The following is an 18,350-nucleotide window of genomic DNA, read 5'->3' as shown; positions in this document are numbered from 1 at the left end:
ACAGCGGTAGCAATATCTCTGCAAGGGTCGACCCTCTATCGTAAGAGTTGGAGTGGAGGCCATAGCGCACAGTGAGGATAGAGTACCGGTTGATGAAGCAGGTTAAGAGAAGATTCCACGGCATAGCCGGTAGATGGCTCAGAGTCATCGCCGGTGTCGCCTGCCTGATTGCGGGCACGGCTGTTTCCTGTGCGGCGTCAGAGCATGTATCCGATCCGTTCAAGATGGTCGATCCCCGCATTGGGACGAGCCATGACGGACAGACCTACCCGGTCGTCGGCGTACCTTTTGGCATGACCGGCTGGACTCCCGAGACGCGCAGTGACGAGGCGAAGTGCGTCGCCCCTTACTACTACAACGACACGAAGATCACCGGCTTCCGTGGCAGCCATTGGCTGAGTGGAAGCTGCACCCAGGACTACGGCAGCGTAACCGTGATGCCTACGGTGGGCGAACTGAAGGTCAGCCCCGAGCTGCGCGCCTCACGCTTCCAACATGCGTCCGAAGTGATGTCGCCCTCCTACTACTCCGTACATCTGGATGACTATAACCTGCAGATAGAGCTTGCCGGCACCACGCGCGCCGGCATGATGCGCATTACCTTCCCCCGCACAGGCCGCCGCAATCTTCTCATCGAGCCAAACGTTCGTCCCGGACAGGGCTTTGTCGAAGTACGTCCTAAAACCGGCGAGATCGTTGGATACAATCCTGTCGTTCGCATCTACCAGGGGGCCGGAAAGCCTGCGGGCTTCAGCGGCTACTTCGTTATCAAGCTTCGGGAACCGATCCAGGATTTCGGCACCTGGTGCGGTGAGGCAACGACAAAGCATGCGCAACAGCAAGGCTCCGGCTGCAATCGTCTCGGGGCCTATGTCACCCTCGCGAATAACACGCCCCAGCGTGTTATTGTTCGCATCGGCACGTCGTTTACAAGCATTGCCGAGGCCGAGCGAAATCTCTCCGCTGAGGAGCCCGACTCGAACTTCGATGCAGTCCGCAACCGCGCAGAAGCAACCTGGCGTCAGTATCTCAGCCGCATCGAGGTCGAGGGCGGAACAGAAGCGCAACGAACGATCTTCTATACCGCGCTGTTCCACGCCTCTCTGGCCCCCCGCATCGTCAGTGACGCTGATGGAACCTACAATGGCTTCGCCGGTGAAGGCCGCCTGCATCACGCGCCTGCGGGCACCGATTATTACGACGACTTTTCATTGTGGGACACTTTCCGCGCGCTCCATCCCTTGCTCACGATTCTCGATCCCCAGCGTGACGGGCAGATGGTCCAGAGCCTCATCGACAAAGGGAAGCAAGGCGGTTTCCTGCCCATCTTCCCCACCTGGAACAGCTACACCTCCGAGATGATCGGCGATCACACGGTCGCGGTAATCTACGACGCCTACGTGAAGGGAATTCGCAACTTCGATGTTCCTGAAGCTTACCGACTCATCCGCCAGAACGCATTCATCACTCCACCTCGAGAGCAATTCGTCGAAGGGATGGGCCGTCGCGCACTGACTTCGTATCAGCGGTACGGTTATATCCCGCTCGAAGACGAGGTCCTCGACGCATTCCATCAGCGCGAGCAGGTATCCCGCACCCTTGAATATGCCTACGACGATTACGTCGCTGGTCAGTTCGCCACCGCTCTCGGACACACCGACGATGCCGCACTCCTGTTGAAGCGTTCAAGCAATTGGAAGAATGTCTTCGATCCTGAGACCAAATTCGTTCGAGGACGCTACGCAAACGGCTCCTGGATCACCCCGTTCGATCCCAGCAAGCCCGCAACGTACGTCACTGAAGCGAACCCCTGGCAATACACCTTCTTTGTGCCTCAGGATGTTGATGGCTTGATTCAGGCAACAGGCGGCCGCGAGGCCTTTATCACCAAGCTCGATGGTCTCTTCACCGCAAAGCTGTACGACCAGGGAAATGAACCAGGCCATGCCATCGCCTATCTCTACAACTTCGCCGGCGCGCCCGCGAAGACCCAGCAGCGCGTTCGCGAGCTTCTGAATACGCAGTTCGGCTCCGGCCCGGACGGTCTCCCGGGCAATGATGACGCCGGCCAGATGTCAGCCTGGTATGTCCTCAGCGCAATGGGCTTTTATCCGGTGTGCCCCGGGACGCCGAGCTACAGCATCGGCTCGCCTCTCTTTTCGCGAGTCGTGATCCATCTAGAAAATGGAAAGCGCTTTACGATCGCAGCCCATAACAACTCAGCTGATCGCATCTACATCAAGTCGGTCGAGCTTGATGGACGTGCACAATCGGGCTGGAGCTTTAGCCATCGCGATATCCTTCGCGGTGCCACGCTGACGTTGGAGATGGGCTTGCTGGATAGCACGGTGCAGGAGCAAAGATGAATCGCAGGAACTTCCTCAAATCTTCCAGCCTCGCCGCTGGAGCAGCACTGATCGGTCCCGCAACACACGCACAGATCAGCCTCCACGCCGCACCGCGCCGCCACATCTCCATGAACCGCGGCTGGCTCTTCCATCCTGCGATAGCCCCAGGCGATACCGAGATTGGCTTCAACGACAAAGATTTCACCCCTGTCGTTCTGCCCCACACCAACAAGATGCTCCCCTGGCATAGCTTCGACGATGCCGAGTACGAGTTCATCTCAACCTACAGGCGCCACTTCCGTCTGCCCGCTAACACGCGCGGTTATCGCGTCTTCGTAGACTTCGAGGGCGCGATGACCGCCAGTACGGTGTGGATCAACGGCCACCCGCTCGGAGAATATAAGGGAGGCTACACACCCTTCTCCTTTGAGCTCACGCCTCATCTGCGCTGGGACGCGGGCAATGTTCTCGCCGTGCATCTTGATTCCACCGAGCGAAAGGACATCCCTCCCTTTGGCTACGAGGTCGATTACATGACCTTTGGCGGCATCTATCGCGAGGTCAATCTACGCATCGTCCCCGATGTCTTTCTCGAAAACATCGTCGTCCGTGCAATCGATCCACTCTCAGCCTCACCGAGTCTCGAGGTCGAGTGCTTCTTTGAGAGATCCAGGACCGAGTCATCCGGCCTTCTCATCGAGGCAGAGCTTCACGACGGAGAGAAGATCCTTGCCAAACAGTCCGCGCCTCTGTCCACACACGTCGGCGAATCTAAAATACCATCGCAAATTCTGCGCCTCGAACACCTCACAGGAATCGAGCTATGGGATCTAGGCAAACCGAAGCTCTACGAGGTGCACGTGCGTCTGCTTCACGACGGCACTGTCCTCGACGAGGACACGAGGCGAATCGGATTCCGCGAGGCGCGATTCACGCCCGACGGCTTTTCTCTGAACGGTCGTATTGTGAAGCTGCGCGGTCTCGATCGACACCAGACGTTTCCCTTTGTCGGACAGGCGATGCCGGCGCGCGTGCAGCGGCGCGATGCTTACATCCTCCGCCATGAGCTGAAGTGCAACATCGTGCGCACCTCGCACTACCCGCAATCTCGCCACTTTCTTGATGCCTGTGATGAGCTGGGTCTCATGGTGCTCGAGGAGATTACCGGCTGGCAGCACATCGGCGACGAGTCCTGGCAGGATATAGCCGTCGACAATGTCTCTCGCATGATTCGTCGCGACTGGAACCACCCGTCGATCATCCTCTGGGGTGTGCGTATTAACGAGTCGAAGGATGATCACGACTTTTACGTGCGCACCAACGCGGCTGCACACGCCCTCGATAAAACGCGTCAGACCGGTGGCATCCGTTCCAACCTGAACTCCGAGCTTCTCGAAGAGGTCTACACGAATAACGACTTCGGTTATCCGCTGCACGCGCCCGTTGCACCGCTCTATCTCAACACTGAGTTTGTCGGCCACACCTTTCCCACGCGCTCGACCGATAACTCTGCGCGTCAGCGTGAGCACACCCTGCGGCACGCGAGAATTCACGACCAGATCGCATCCGATCCCAAATTCTCCGGGGGCATTGGCTGGTGCGCCTTCGACTACAACACGCACTTCAACTTCGGCAGCGGAGATCGCATCTGCTATCACGGTGTCTCCGACATCTTCCGCCTCCCCAAGCCCGCGGCTGGTTTCTATAAGTCCCAGTGCGATCCCGAAGAAGAGATCGTGCTTGAGCCTGCCTTCCACTGGGCACGCAACGACGAGGACACGGGATTCACCGTAGCGCTCATCTGCTCCAACTGCGATCACCTGAAGCTCTTCCTCGATAGTGGCAAAGGCTTCCAGCAGTTGGCAGAAGCCAACCCGGACCGCGATCAGTTCCCGCATCTGCGCTATGCGCCCTTCTCGATACTGCTCGACAAGAAGGCGATCCGCGATTGGGGTGATCTCCGCATCGATGGTTTCATCCAGAGCAAGCAGGTTGTCTCGAAGAGCTTCTCCGGACGCGGTGTCGATCGTCGCTTCGAACTTCTCGGCGACGATCACGAACTCATCGCTGACGGTGCCGATTGCACACGCGTTGTCCTGCGCGTCACCGACGAGTATGGCCGCATCCGTCCCATCGCCAACGATCCTATCCAGTTCGAACTCTCCGGCCCCGCCGATCTTATCGGCGACAATCCCATCTCGCTGGTCGGCGGCACAGGTGCTGTCTGGATTCGGGCGCAACAACGTTCCGGCATCGTTGTTCTCAAGGCGAAGCACCCTCGTCTCGGCACGCGCCAACTCGTGCTGACCCTGCGCGCCACTGCACCGGAGCTGGTATGAGGGAAGCCAGGCACGGTAACGAATCTCAAGGCTAAGACGATTCCATGCGACTCAATAACCCCATCCCACGCCGCGACTTCCTCCAGCTCTCTGCTGGTGCCTTCGCGTACTCCGGGCTTGCTCAGAGATTCATCGATCCTCGAGACACCGGGGCTCAAGGTGACGGTCACACCCTCAACACCAACGCTCTACAGAAAGCGATCGATCAAGCCGCTACAGCCGGAGGAGGTGTGGTCGTGATTCCTCCTGGCGACTTCCTCTCTGGTGGCCTTGTCCTTCGCAGCCACGTGACTCTTCACCTTGAGGCCGGAGCCATTCTCCGCGGCAGCCCACGCGTCGAAGACTACGAGTACAGACCCGGCCCTCCCGTCGAAGGCGACTCCAATGGCCACCACCTTCTTTTCGCTCTCGACGCCGAGGACATCGCCATCACCGGCCACGGCACCATCGACGGAGGCGGTTCTGCCTTCTGGCATCGCAAGGGCCGTCCCACTCCGCGCCCTGAAGATCTCTGGGGCGACGTCCTCGCCTGGGACTATGAGCCCGCTACTCAACGCCGGCCGTCGCCGATGATCGAACTGGCCCGCTGCCGCAATGTTCGCATCGAAGGCGTAACCCTGACGAGCGCTCCCGGCTGGACTCTTCGCCCCGTCGCCTGTGAGACCGTTCTTATCCGCGGTATCCGCGTCCGAAACCCCATCTACGCGCCTAACACCGACGGCATGGACATTACGGCCTGTCGCAACGTCTTTGTCTCCGACTGCGACATCGCTACTGGGGACGACGCCATCTGCATCAAGAGCGAGAACCCCTACGGCGAGCTGCTTCCGACAAAGAACATCACCATCACGAACTGCGTGCTCTCTACCTGCTGTAATGGCTTCAAGGTTGGCACCTCAACCCACGGCCGTGTCGAAAACATCGTCTTCAGCAACTCGGTAATCTACAACGAATCCGCTACTCCGCTCAACGAACGTGCCACGTCGGGCATCGCGCTCGAGGTCGTCGACGGCGGCAGCATGAGCGGCATCCTGATCTCGAACATCCAGATAGAGAACGCTCGTACGCCCCTATTTGTGCGCCTCGGACGCCGCAAGCCCGCGCAAGGGTCCTTTCTTCGGGGCATTCGCTTTGAGCAGATCCACGCAACCGGTGCGCTGCTCACCACCTCCATCACAGGCCTGCCCGACATGCCTGTCGAAGATGTGGTCATTGCGAACTCCAGCTTCCGCATGTCCGAACACGGAAGCGCTGCCTGGACACACGCCGAGATTCCTGAGTACGCCGAACGATATCCCGAAGCTCGCATGTTCGGACGGCTTCCCGCCTCCGGAGTCTACGTCCGCCACGCGCGGGAGGTCCGCATTAAGAACACCGAAATCAGAACTGACTTGCCAGAGGAGCGTCCCGCCATCGTCTGTGATGACGTGCACGACCTCGAGCTTTGCGGAGTTACCATGTCCGCCCCATCCTCAACGGAAGCCGTCCTTGCATTGCGCAATACGTCCGATGCCTTCATCCAGGGAGCCCGTGTCACTCAGCAGGCGGCCTCCATGCTCCATGTCTCCGGCGCGTCCTCGCGCCACATTGTCCTCTCAGCGAACGATCTTTCCCGCGTGAGTACGCCCTCGGTTTTTTCGGACGGAGCCTCCGCCGAAGCCATCGTATCGCTCTAGTTCCAGGAGATGAATCCATGCCTCGTCTGTTTGTGAAACGTCTAGCCGCTCTCGCCTCCGTGCTTCTCTGCGCGCACGTCGCCATCGCACAGTCCAGCCTCTCGCCCACGCCACCGATGGGATGGAACAGCTGGAATCATTTCTTTCAGCATGTGACCGACGCCGATGTGCGCGCCTCGGCCGACGCTATGGTCGCCAATGGTATGGGCGATGCCGGTTATGTCTACGTCAACATCGATGACGGCTGGCAGGGGACTCGCCGTCCGGACGGCACTATTCAGAGCAATGATCGCTTTCCCGATATGAAGGCGCTTGCCGACTACGTCCACGCGCGCGGTCTCAAGCTCGGTATCTACTCCTCACCTGGACCCAAGACCTGTGCGAAGTTCGAAGGCAGCTATGGTCACGAGGCCCAGGATGCGAAAACATACGCCGCCTGGGGCATCGACTACCTCAAGTACGATCTCTGCAGTTTCGGTGACAAGCTCACCGTGGCTGGTAACGGTGACCAGGCCGCCCCTGCTGCTTTCGCCGCGCAGCAGGAGGCGTACCGCAAGATGCATGACGCTCTGGTTGCGGCTGGCCGTCCCATCGTCTTCAGCCTCTGCCAGTACGGCATGAGTAACGTCTGGGAGTGGGGGCCGGAGGTCGGCGGCCACCTCTGGCGGACTACCGGCGACATCTCCGATAAGTACGATCGCATGGCTCTGATCGGCTTCTCGCAGGCCGGTCTCTCCCGCTACGCAGGCCCCGGACACTGGAACGATCCCGACATGCTTGAGGTCGGCAACGGCGGAATGACGCTCGACGAGTACAGAACCCACATGAGCCTCTGGGCTATCCTTGCCGCTCCGCTGCTCGCCGGCAACGACCTTAGCCATATGAAGCCCGAGCATCTCGCTATCCTCGAGAACAAAGACGTCATCGCAATCGACCAGGACAGCCTCGGCAAACAGGGCGATCGTGTGTCCGCGCTCGGCCCCTATGAGCTCTGGACGAAGCCCCTGTCCCACGGTCGCACGGCCATTGCACTCTTCAATCGAGGCGAGCTCGCTCACACGATGCGCGTCAATCTGCGCGAACTCGGGGTGCCACCCGGCGCACACATCCGCAACGTCTGGGGCAATGCCGATCTGCCGTTCAGCGATATCATCAACCCCATCATCCCGAAGCACGGTGTCGTGCTGCTTCTGGTTACCCGCTGACGCCTCAACATGGCCAACGAGCGATCCATCCTCAAGCAATCCTTGCGAAAGGCAGTTGTAGTGAAAACATCGATGTCGGCAGCACATCCACGCGTCCCAGGAATCCTCCTCCTTGCGCTCTCATGGAGTATTCTCCATGGCTCGTCGGCCGCTGCTCAGCAAAGCACCATCCCCCTGTGGCCCGTATCCGCGCCTCTCTCGCACGGAACTACTGCCGAAGACCAGCCTTCGATCGACGTCTATCTCCCCTCCGACAACCCTACCGCCACGGGAGTTCTCGTCATTCCTGGCGGCGGCTATCACTACCTCGCTGCGCCTGAAGGCAAGCCCGTCGCGCTCTGGCTTCAATCGCACGGCATCGCCGCCTTCGTTCTGCACTATCGCGTGGACCCCTATCGCTACCCGGCTGAGATGCTCGATGGCCTGCGTGCTGTTCGCCTGGTGCGATCCAAAGCGAAGGAGTTCGGCATCGCAGACACAAAGATCGGTGTCTGGGGCTTCTCCGCCGGTGGCCATCTCGCCTCCTACGTCATGACGCAGTCCCAGCGGACGCTCCTTCCTCCACAGGACGCGATCGACAATATCAGCGCGCGCCCGGACTTCGGCATCCTCGCTTATCCTGTCATCTCGATGCGCCCCGGCGTTACGCACCACGGCTCGCACGAGAGCCTCCTCGGCCCAGACGCCACGCCCGATTTAGAGACCCTGCTCTCGAACGAGCTGCACGTTACTGCCGACACTCCACCCGCATTCCTCTTCGCCACTACCGACGACGGTGTCGTTCCCGTACAAAACAGCGTCGCCTTTTACCAGGCTTGCATCGACCATCATGTCTCCGCGGAGATGCACCTGTTCGAGCACGGTCCTCACGGAGTTGTCCTCGCGCAGAACCTTCCTGGCCCTGACGCATGGCCCAATCTGCTGGCAACGTGGATGACCCGGCATGGCTGGATGAAGCAGTAAACATTGTTCTTGAACTCGAAAGTCTCAGAACAAAGCGATAGCTCGAGGTCTCTCTCGGGCTATCGCCTTCTATAAGGCTAAATTTATATGGCGTTGATGTTTTCAGATGTTTTGCGCTGCTCGATTGAATAAACTACATTCAGGCTCAGTCTTTCGGAGAGGTCATCTGTAGCCGAAGGAAGACATCGGCGAAACTTCATTCCCGATCTCCTCATCCTCTGTTCACGCAGAGGCAGCACCATGAGGAAATGTATGAGACGCGCCCTCAATCTGCTCTTATCTGGAATGCTACTCTCCTGTTGCAGCTTCAGTATTCTCTTTGCTCAAGTTAATACCGCTGGATTGAGTGGTCATGTTGCGGATACATCGGGCGCGGCGATGGCGGGCATCCATGTGAAGACGTTGAACCGTGCGACCGGCTATCTCCGAGAGATGAGTACAGATCGCTCTGGCTACTACACGTTTCTGAATATGCCAATTGGCAGCTACACCGTCACCGTCGAAGAAAACGGGTTTGCCACTGCTGTCGATAGCGTTGAGTTGAATGTGGGAGGGAAGTCCAGACGAGACTTCACGCTGCGACTGCAAACCGTTAACCAGGTGATCGAGGTTCGCGAAGACAACAGCAGTCTATCCCCGGATGATGGGTCCATCAGCACTCTGGTCAATCAGGATGTCATCGCCAATACACCCCTTTATCTCCGGAACTGGGACGATCTGTTGCGCGCAGTCCCAGGGGTGCAGATCAGCCGTTATACGGAGCAGGCGGGGAGCAGCGCTCCTGGACGCACCGGCGACTTCAATGTGAATGGTGTTCACTCCCTGCAGAACAACTTTATTCTTGACGGCATCGATAACAATACGTTCTCGGAGAATGTTCAGGAACTGAGCACGGAGGTCGCGCATCCATCGGTGGATGTGATCCAGCAATTCAACATCATCACGAACCCCTATTCGGCGGAGTATGGGCGGAGTCCGGGGGCAGTGGTATCGATCAATACCAAGGGCGGAACGAATGCTGTTCATGGTGCATTGTATGAATACATCCGCAATAGCTACTTCGATGCCAATGATTTTTTCTCTAACCTCTATGGGTTTAGAAGGCCGGAAAATAATCAGAACCAATTTGGGGCAAGTATCGGCGGCCCGTTTCGGCACGATAAGTTGTTCTACTTTTCGAATTATGAGGGGACACGTATCCGGGAAGGCGTCTCCCGTACGTCGACTGTCCCACTGCCCAATGAACGGATTGGAGACTTCAGCCCGGCAACGGCTGCCAGGGTAGGGGTAACCTATCCGATTATCGTCAATCCCTCTACGGGGCAGCCGTTTGCGAACAACCAGATTCCCTCAGCCGATCTCGATCCTGCGATCCAGGCGATCATGGCGCTTTTCCCTCAACCCAATGTGCCGCATCCGCAAGGGCAGAGCGATTTGAATAACTATGCGCGGAACGCTCTCACGATCGATAACAACGATAGCTACGATGAGCGCGTCGACTGGACGCCTTCTACGAACAATGTGATCTTTGGGCGCTACAACTATGCGAATCGCAGCCGCATGGTTCCGGGCTATCTCGGAGGCCTGGCGGATGGCTCAACGAATTCAGCGTGGGGACATCTATTTCTCGAATCCAACAGCTTTGTGATCGGTTGGACGCACGTCTTTCGTCCCTCTGTCCTGAACGATCTTCGCTTTGGATTTATCCGGGACCATGTCCTGAGCGAACAGCTTCCCTTCTCGCTGCCACAGACCGCGGGTGACTATATTCCCGGCATTCCTGATGTTGCTGCGGCGGGAGGCGGTTTGCCGCTGATCAAGTTCAGCAGCTCTTATGCTTTTATCGGCTCCCCGATCTATCTGCCCAAGGAGCAGGCTCCTCAACAATTTCAATATAACGACACCCTTGCAGTCGCCACGGGCAAGCATAATTTGAAATTCGGAGCGACCCTGTCAGCTCCGATGCGCAACATCTTCCAGGATGAAGCCGCAGTGCGTGGTTCGTTGGATTTTGAATCTACCTTCACTCATTTCGCTTACGCCGACGGATTGCTCGGATTAGTCAACCAGGTTCAGCTAACCAATAACGACGTCGTCGATCAGCGGCTCTGGATGGCCGCAGGATTTCTACAGGACGACTGGAAGATCCTGCCGCAGCTTACGCTGAACCTCGGTCTGCGATACGAGTTTGCAACGCCTCCTGTGGAGGGCAAGAACCGCCTTGCCAACTTTAATCCCAGCGGGGCAGGATCGCTCGTATTTGCGCACTCCGGGTCCCTTGCCGATCGCGCGCTCGTTGATCCCAATAAAAAGGACTTTGCTCCGAGGGTGGCTCTCGCCTACTCGCCTGACACGAAGACCGTGCTTCGGGTAGGGTACGGCACGTATTACACCTCGTTTGAACGTTTTGGGAGCGAAGATGAACTGGCGTTGAATCCGCCTTTTCTGCTCAACAAGGAAATCACTGCGGCGGCTGGAGTTCCAGCTCTTATTGCCAGACAGGGATTTCCCAATAACTTTCTCGATCCGAACAGCGTCAGCAACGGTAACCTGCAGAGCTTTCACATCCGCGCGGTAAGTCAGCATACGCCATCGCCTACGGTGCAGCAGTGGAGTCTTGGGTTTCAGCGCGCGATCGCCTCTTTCTGGACGTTGCAGCTTGATTACGTGGGGACAAAGTCCACTCATCTGGACCTGATCTATGACTACAATCAGCCACTGATCGTGGGTAACCACTCCACCGGAGTGGTGCCGTATCCGAACTTCGGCTACATCGAATACACGACGCCCATCGGTTATGGAAATTACAACGGTCTGCAGGGCAGTTTGGTCCGGCGGATGCAGAACGGCCTTACGCTGCGGGCCTCTTTTACCTATTCTCGAAGTCTCGACAATAGTCCGGAAGAGTTGGAGGACGACTCGGGAGGCGCTCCGAACGGGCGTGCTCCAGGCGCCTGGTATGGACCGAGCGATTTCGATGTGCCTCACCGGGTCTCCGTCAATTACATCTACGAGCCTCACTTCGGCTATATCAAGGCACCGTTTTTAAGAGGCATCCTCGAAGGCTTCCGTACCTCGGGCGTGTACACCTTCTACAGCGGAATCCCTTACCAGGTGAACGCGGGCAGCACTCTCGGCAACTCGCTCGATCCCTACGGAGCAGCGACGAATGTCCCCAACCTGATCGGCAAGCCGCATACCGTCGGGAAGGTCGATTGCTGGTTCTATGCCAGTCAAAACCAGGCGTGTCGAATCGATGCGCCTCACCTGACGGACAGCTATAGCCTTCCGAATCCCGGCTATGTTGGAGATCTTGCCAGAAATACGATGCGTGGCCCGCATACCAGTGTCTTCGACGCGGCGCTGTTGCGAGAGTTCCCGCTGGAGCGTGCCAATCTGGAGTTTCGCTGGGAAGTCTTCAATGTGGCCAATACGCCCCTCTTTGGGCAGCCAAACGGCGATTTCAGCAGCGGCGCAGCCGGTCAGATCACCACTCTCTCCGGCGATCAAAGAACGATGCAGTTCGCGCTGCGGCTTTCTTTTTGAACTGAATCTTCGAGCTGCGGAACAATTCATCCTGTGTTGACAAACTCCCCTCCTCCTTCCTGTCATTCCCAGTAAGCGTCACTCAATCGGAAATATCCGAATCACGCTGTGTACGCTGTCGATCACGTTTAGGGGCGCCTCCCAGGCTTGTCTCAAGCCTGCGCGGCTTCCTGTGTCCGCGGCGGAAAAAGATTTTCAACTAGAGGGGTCAATGGTTCAACATCGTGTAAGAAGTTTCATCCTGTCGTTTGCTTGTCTTCTTCTGCTGGCGCTCTTCGCCACGGAAGGTGCGATGGCTCAGATCGATGCAGGCGGAGTTGCGGGTACCGTTAAAGATGCATCGGGTGCAGTGGTCGGAGGCACAACGATTGTTTTGAAGAACGATCTCACCGGGGTCAGCTCCAGCGTAACCTCCACCTCTGCCGGAACCTACATCTTCACTGGAGTGAATCCTGGAACGTACAGCGCTACAGCTACACACGAAGGATTTGAAGCCCGCGTGGTTCACGGAATCGAGGTGCACGTTCAGCAGACCGACGCCATCGATATTCTCCTGGCGACCGGTAACGTGCAGCAGCAAGTGACTGTCACGGCAGCATCCCCTCTGCTGCAGACCGAAGATGCAGCCATCGGACAGACCATCGGGCACCAGACCATCAACAATCTACCGCTCGAATCCCGCAACTGGGGCTCTCTGGGCCAGTTGGCTGCCGGTGTAGCGACAGCTCCGATCGGGCAGAACGGCGGAACCCCGGAAAATGCCTTCTTCTCGGTTAACGGCGTTCAGCTCTATCAGAACGACTTCCGCCTGGACGGCATTAACAACAATATTGAATTCTTCGGCGGATCTTCAGTAGGCACCGATGCGACGGTAACTCCTCCCCCTGACGCCATCCAGGAATTCAAGATGCAGACCGGCGACTATAGCGCCGAGTTCGGGCACTCGACCGGCGGCGTCATCAATGCGGTTGTGCGCTCCGGAACCAATCAGCTCCATGGCAACCTCTGGGAGTATGTGCGGAACACTGCATTCGACGCCAATGACTACTTCTCCAACCAGCAAGGCAAGCCGAGGGCTGAGTATCACCAGAACCAGTTTGGCGGAACCGTGGGCGGGCCTGTTCTCATCCCCAAGCTCTACAACGGAAAAGACAAGACATTTTTCTTCTTCGATTACCAGGGCACGCGGGTCGTTCAGCCCACGCCGACAACTAGCACCGTCCCGACGGCCAGCATGGTGAACAGCGGTTTTACCAACCTGCAGGACCTGATCTCATTCAACAGTAAAAGTTCAACCGATGGTCTGGGGAGAGTGTTCTCCCATGGCACGGTGCTTGATCCTGCGACAACGCGCCAGGTCCAGCCCGGCCAGATAGACACCATCTCCGGCTTGCGGAACACGTCGCCCAATGCCGTTTATGTTCGCGACCCTTTTTATTCCGGGGGCAGTGTTGCAGGCATTACAAACTTCACCGGCCTGACCTCTCAGCTCAACCAGATCCCCGCGAGCCGGCTTGACCCCAATGCGGTGAAGTTGCTCAAGTTATATCCCGCGCCGACCAAGGCAGGGGCGCTTGCAAACAACTATTTCGACAACCCGAAGTTGACCGAGACCATTAACCAGTACGACCTTCGTATCGATGAAACCTTTGGTTCCAAAGACACGCTCTTTGGAGTCTTTGACGAGAGCTACTTCACCGAATTTGCTCAGGGAGCTCTGCCGGGCCAGAATGACCAGAATGAGGCTTTTCCGTCTTATGCTTTCGCTACCGGTTACACGCATATCTTTACACCTACACTCTCCAATGAGCTTCACGTAGGCTTTGGGCACAGCGAAAAAGAGCAGCTGTTGTCCAATGCAAACGTGATGGGAATTCCCGCTCAGTATGGTATTCAGGGCATTCCTCAGGTGGCGGGAAATGGCGGTCTTTCCTCCTTCAATATCAGCGGCTTGACAGGCTTAGGGCCGACCGACGATCGACCGACGATCCAGACCGTCTGGGACCTGGAGGTCACGGATAATGTGATTAAGGAACTCGGACGTCACACGATTAAGACCGGAGTCCAGGTTGACGATCTGCAGGGCAACATCATGCAGCCTCCGGCTCCAAGAGGTTTGTTCACCTTCAATGGACAATTCACTGATATTCCGAACCAGAATCAGAGCCTGAACGGCATCTCCGATATGCTGTTGACGCCAACAGCATCAACGGTTGGCGGTGTAAATAATGTAGGTGGCCTGCAAAGCTTCTCCGGCTCGAACTTCGCCGGTACGCAGTACCACCGGTGGTATACCGGAGCTTACTTCCAGGATGACTGGAGAGCTACGTCGGCACTTACCTTGAACCTTGGTGTGCGCTGGGACTACTTCACTCCCTATGCGGAGACGAACGGACGGCAAGCTAACTTTGTCCCGGTGGGTGGCAACGGAAACACGGGCACGTTCTACATCTCACAACAGGGTTGCAGTGTTCCCAGGTCGTCCACCTTCGACGCTTTATTGGCATCGAGCAACATCAATCTTGACTGCGTTTCAAGCAAGACACTTGGGGTTGCGCAAAAGACCAACTTCTCGCCTCGATTCGGTTTTGCCTATCGTGCTACTAGAACCCTCGTTGTTCGCGGAGGCTTTGGCATCTCGTATGGCGCTCTCGGTAACCTCGGTTACGGAGGAACTCTAGGCACCAACTACCCCTTCATCTATACGATTACGCAGAACGCTCCAAACTCTCAGGCTCCAATCCTGCTTTCCAACGGGCAAGCGGCCACGATAGAGAATACTTTCTCCACCATCAATCTCTCTGACCCGACCCAGGTCAATGGCGCTAACGTCAATCTTTATGGCCGTCAATATAACTACCAGACGCCCTATGTCCAGACCTTCAACCTGACTGTTCAGGATCAATTTACTAATCACGACTCCTTGCAGATCGCTTATGTAGGCACCTTAGGGCGTCATCTGGACGTGCTGGGCAACAATAACTCGCCCTCCGAGATCCTGCCGGTCGGCACCAACATCTCGCAGATACCTTCTGCCGCTAATAACAACCAGAGCTTTATTCCTTTCCCCAACTTTGCTCCCAACGCAATCTACGAAACGACGAATGCGGGCAGCGAATATAACTCGATGCAGACTACCTTCGAGCACCAGACCAGCTTCGGTCTCCAGCTTCTGGCCAACTACACGTACAGCAAGTGCTTCAGCAATCAGAGAACGCAAGGCACGGCGACCTCGGCGTATCGTGCACAGTGGCTTCCAGGATTCGGAATCTCGGGGGACTTCGGCCTCTGCGATACGGATGCTACCAATGTGGCCCACGTCTCAGGCACCTACGCTCTGCCCATCGGGCGTGACAAGACTTACCTTGGCAGCATCAACCGCATTGCCGATGCGTTTATTGGAGGATGGTCCGCGAACTACATCTATACCTACCAAAGCGGCCAGCCTCTAACGGTTAGCTGTGCTACGGCGACTACGTCCGGTTTTGGTTGCTTTGCTCCCGTAAACCCAGGAGTCAACTTGTACGCGGGACCGCACAATCCAACCCAATGGCTCAATCCGAGTGCTTTTGCCCAGCCGGCTGCCGCCACGCAGATCGGACAAACTGACTACTCCGTGCTTGGTGGAAGTCCGCAGCAGGCACGGGGCCCAAGTTGGTACAACCTCGATGCCTCGATCTTCAAGGAGTTTCAGATCTATCACGAGACCAGACTGCAGTTCCGGGCGGAATCCTTCAACACCCTCAACAATCCGCAGTTCGGGCAGCCTGGCAATCTGAACTACCTGAATCCTGTCAACTTTGCTTCCATTACAACCTTGCGCAATAGTCCGCGTGAGCTGCAATTCGCTCTGAAGCTCTCGTTCTAGAGCTGGACACTCCTGGACAAGCCGGGTCGTGTCCCCGAGTATTTCGGAGACACGACCCGGCCAATTCCATCTTGAATTCCTTGTCAGGGCTCAGGATGTACGAAATTAAAGTTCCGTAAACAATACTTCTCGTTAGAGGGCCACATCGGATGGCCGATATGATGTTAAAAGAGCTTATTTCAGAGATACTCTCAATCTTTTGAACTCTCCTGTACCGTGCCGGCTCAACCGGCAGAGACACTCTGGCTGATGGAATCCCGAATCGCGAAAAACTCCAGTAACCTCCCTCAAGGGACAGAATGTGCGTCTTCGGATGAGCACTCTGGAGTACTCGTTCTGGAGGACGTAGCCGAGTTTTATAGCGCCCGCCGGCAGAGCTTGTTTGGACAGGCTTTTGCCATGGTCCGGAATCGAGCTCTCGCCGAAGACCTCACCCAGGAGACCTTCGCCCGGCTGGTTGTCGAAGTCAAAAGCGGGAGTGCCATTCAGAGCGCGGCGAGATGGACAAGCACTGTCCTGCGCAACCTGGCACTCAATTACATCGAGCATCGCAAGGTCGCTTCCAGTATCGTGGAGCCTGATTCCCAGTCCCATGTAGAGACAGCTCCAGACGGCACTCCATCTGCTGAAGAAGCGTATATGGCTAAGGAATCCAGAAAGCGTCTCAAGAGCAGCCTGCTGCAACTTGCTCCTCTTGAGAGACAATGCGTTCTAATGTTTGCTGAAGGCTGCAGCTACAAAGAAATCGCTCTAAAAAAAGATTTGACCTATAGGGTCGCAGTTGATGTTGTTCGCCGTTCTCTTCGGAAACTTCGTAAAGGGATTCCGGCGAAACAAGGATAAAGACCCATGCTTTTCAAACACCACCCCTCGGAAGCACTGATCCTTTCGGTTCTCAACGGCACGGCCCCCGCAGCCGAACAGAAGCTTGTCTCGGACCATGTTGCCCGTTGCCCTCGTTGCCAAAGTGTCTCAGCGCACAAGAGGGTGCTTCTCCAGGAGCTGGGCGAACTCAGCCGCTCCTCTTCCCGCAACCGGGAAACTCTTTCACCTTCCAACACGCTTGTCTTCCCCCAGCGCAGGAGCTCGAAAATCTTTGCTCCCCGAATCGTCTGGGGAGCGATCGCGGCCGCACTCGTCATTGGGATCTTTGCCTGGCCCAGGCATATACAGTCGGTCAGTGCGGCGGAACTCCTCTCACGCGCGGAGGCGACAGAGGTCGACGCCGCCGCCAGCCAGCACTTCTATCGTCTGCATGTCGGCACAGCCACATGCGAAACGTCCGATCCCTATTGGGAGCAGCCCTCCGGTCCGGGTGACAGCCCCTGTGAGCGCGTGCATGGACAGCTCCTGCAGGCTCGCTGGGATGACCGCCAGATGCTGTCTGCGCACAGCTACCGGCAGTGGCATGACGGGCTTTTGAGTCATCGTGACTCCGTTCTGCACGAGGAGCCCTATTGGACGATCAAAACGGATACCGATCAGGGGCTGCTTCGGTCTGCGAGCCTTCGTGTTCGTTCTTCGGATTACCGTCCGGTCGAGCTTACGTTGATCTTTGCAGCATTGGAACCTGTCTCTGTGATGGAGGACATTCCTCAGAAGCGGCGTATCTCTGTACCGTCGGCAGCCTCGGAAAAGCTGACGAAGGACGAAGATCTCCAGCATGTCGATGAGCCCGGAGACGCGATCGAAGTGCAGGCCTGGAATCTTCTGCGCACGCTGGGCGCCGACTCCGGATGGGAAGCTACGATCACCCGTAAGGGCGGGGAAGTGCGCGTGGTCGGTCTCATCAGGGATAAAGCCCGGCAGGAGAAGTTCGACACCGCCTTCTCAAATCTCCAGGGAGTAACCACGGCTCTCGATCAGCCTGCATTGCTGCCGCAGCGCGGTGGCGATGGAGAGGGACAGCCCCTGGCCGAGAACCTGCTGGAGACGCTGATTCCCGATGCGCACGAACGCGGAGAGCGGGTCACTGAGATCTCCGATGCTTCGCGGGCCGTCGTAGGCAAAGCCTATCTGCATGACCTTTTGGTCGGCCGCCGCCATGCCTTACAGGGCAGCCCTTCCGCCTCTGGGCTGAACACTCTGATCGACGAGGAACAAGGCGATCTCCTCGCAGCCACGGCACGATTGTCCGATCTCCTCGACCCACTGATTGAGACGAAGGCCAGCCACGGCCTCCATGAACCGCTTAGCTATGCTCAGGCCCGTAAACTCGATGCAGCGGTTCTCTTGCTCGTCAATGCGGCTCCAAGGCAGTCGGCGAGCCTTGAGGAGACCAGGGGGATTGTGCGCACTCTGTTATCGAAGAACTAATTCATTGCACATTGACACAATCGGCGCGGCTGCTCTGTCTTGCAATATACGGAGTAGTTCGCGCCGGTGTGCACTTGATTAAAGCATTC

At 57.2% G+C, this 18,350-nt stretch carries 9 protein-coding genes; all 9 read left to right on the top strand.

Annotation, left to right across the window (positions count from 1 at the left end; translation table 11 throughout):
• The first annotated feature begins 92 nt into the window (after positions 1-92).
• The 9 genes from HDF15_RS00475 (at position 93) to HDF15_RS00435 (ending at position 18,261) form a co-directional block, all read left to right on the top strand.
• Positions 93-2,366 carry a GH92 family glycosyl hydrolase gene (locus tag HDF15_RS00475; protein WP_221314215.1) on the top strand — a complete coding sequence of 758 codons (2,274 nt, stop codon included), beginning with the start codon at positions 93-95 and terminating at the stop codon, positions 2,364-2,366.
• The gene (locus HDF15_RS00470; protein ID WP_184252319.1) at positions 2,363-4,687 is read left to right on the top strand and encodes a glycoside hydrolase family 2 TIM barrel-domain containing protein; all 2,325 of its coding nucleotides are present in this window, start codon (positions 2,363-2,365) and stop codon (positions 4,685-4,687) included. The genes HDF15_RS00475 and HDF15_RS00470 overlap by 4 nt, the downstream gene beginning before the upstream one ends.
• A 44-nt stretch (positions 4,688-4,731) precedes the next feature.
• Positions 4,732-6,363 carry a glycoside hydrolase family 28 protein gene (locus HDF15_RS00465; protein ID WP_184252318.1) on the top strand — a complete coding sequence of 544 codons (1,632 nt, stop codon included), beginning with the start codon at positions 4,732-4,734 and terminating at the stop codon, positions 6,361-6,363.
• A gap of 17 nt (positions 6,364-6,380) precedes the next feature.
• Positions 6,381-7,568, top strand: coding sequence for a glycoside hydrolase family 27 protein (locus HDF15_RS00460; protein ID WP_184252317.1), 1,188 nt, complete (start codon positions 6,381-6,383; stop codon positions 7,566-7,568).
• Positions 7,569-7,640: 72 nt separating this feature from the next.
• A complete protein-coding gene (locus HDF15_RS00455; RefSeq protein WP_184252316.1) occupies positions 7,641-8,531 on the top strand; it encodes an alpha/beta hydrolase in 891 nt (296 codons plus the stop codon).
• Between the two features lie 252 nt (positions 8,532-8,783).
• Entirely contained in the window at positions 8,784-12,077 is a 3,294-nt protein-coding gene (locus HDF15_RS00450; RefSeq protein ID WP_184252315.1) for a TonB-dependent receptor domain-containing protein, read from the top strand.
• Between the two features lie 211 nt (positions 12,078-12,288).
• Positions 12,289-15,945 (top strand): carboxypeptidase-like regulatory domain-containing protein, encoded by a 3,657-nt coding sequence (locus HDF15_RS00445; protein WP_184252314.1) that lies wholly within the window; start codon positions 12,289-12,291, stop codon positions 15,943-15,945.
• A gap of 249 nt (positions 15,946-16,194) precedes the next feature.
• Positions 16,195-16,788: an RNA polymerase sigma factor gene (locus HDF15_RS00440; protein WP_184252313.1), complete on the top strand. Its 594-nt coding sequence runs from the start codon at positions 16,195-16,197 to the stop codon at positions 16,786-16,788.
• A 6-nt stretch (positions 16,789-16,794) separates the two neighbouring features.
• Entirely contained in the window at positions 16,795-18,261 is a 1,467-nt protein-coding gene (locus tag HDF15_RS00435) for a hypothetical protein (protein WP_184252312.1), read from the top strand.
• Positions 18,262-18,350: the final 89 nt, after the last annotated feature.

Source organism: Granulicella mallensis (genome assembly GCF_014203225.1).
GTDB lineage: Bacteria > Acidobacteriota > Terriglobia > Terriglobales > Acidobacteriaceae > Granulicella > Granulicella mallensis_A.
The sequence above is the reverse complement of the archived record's forward strand: the minus strand, read 5'-3'. Positions and strand labels throughout refer to the sequence as shown.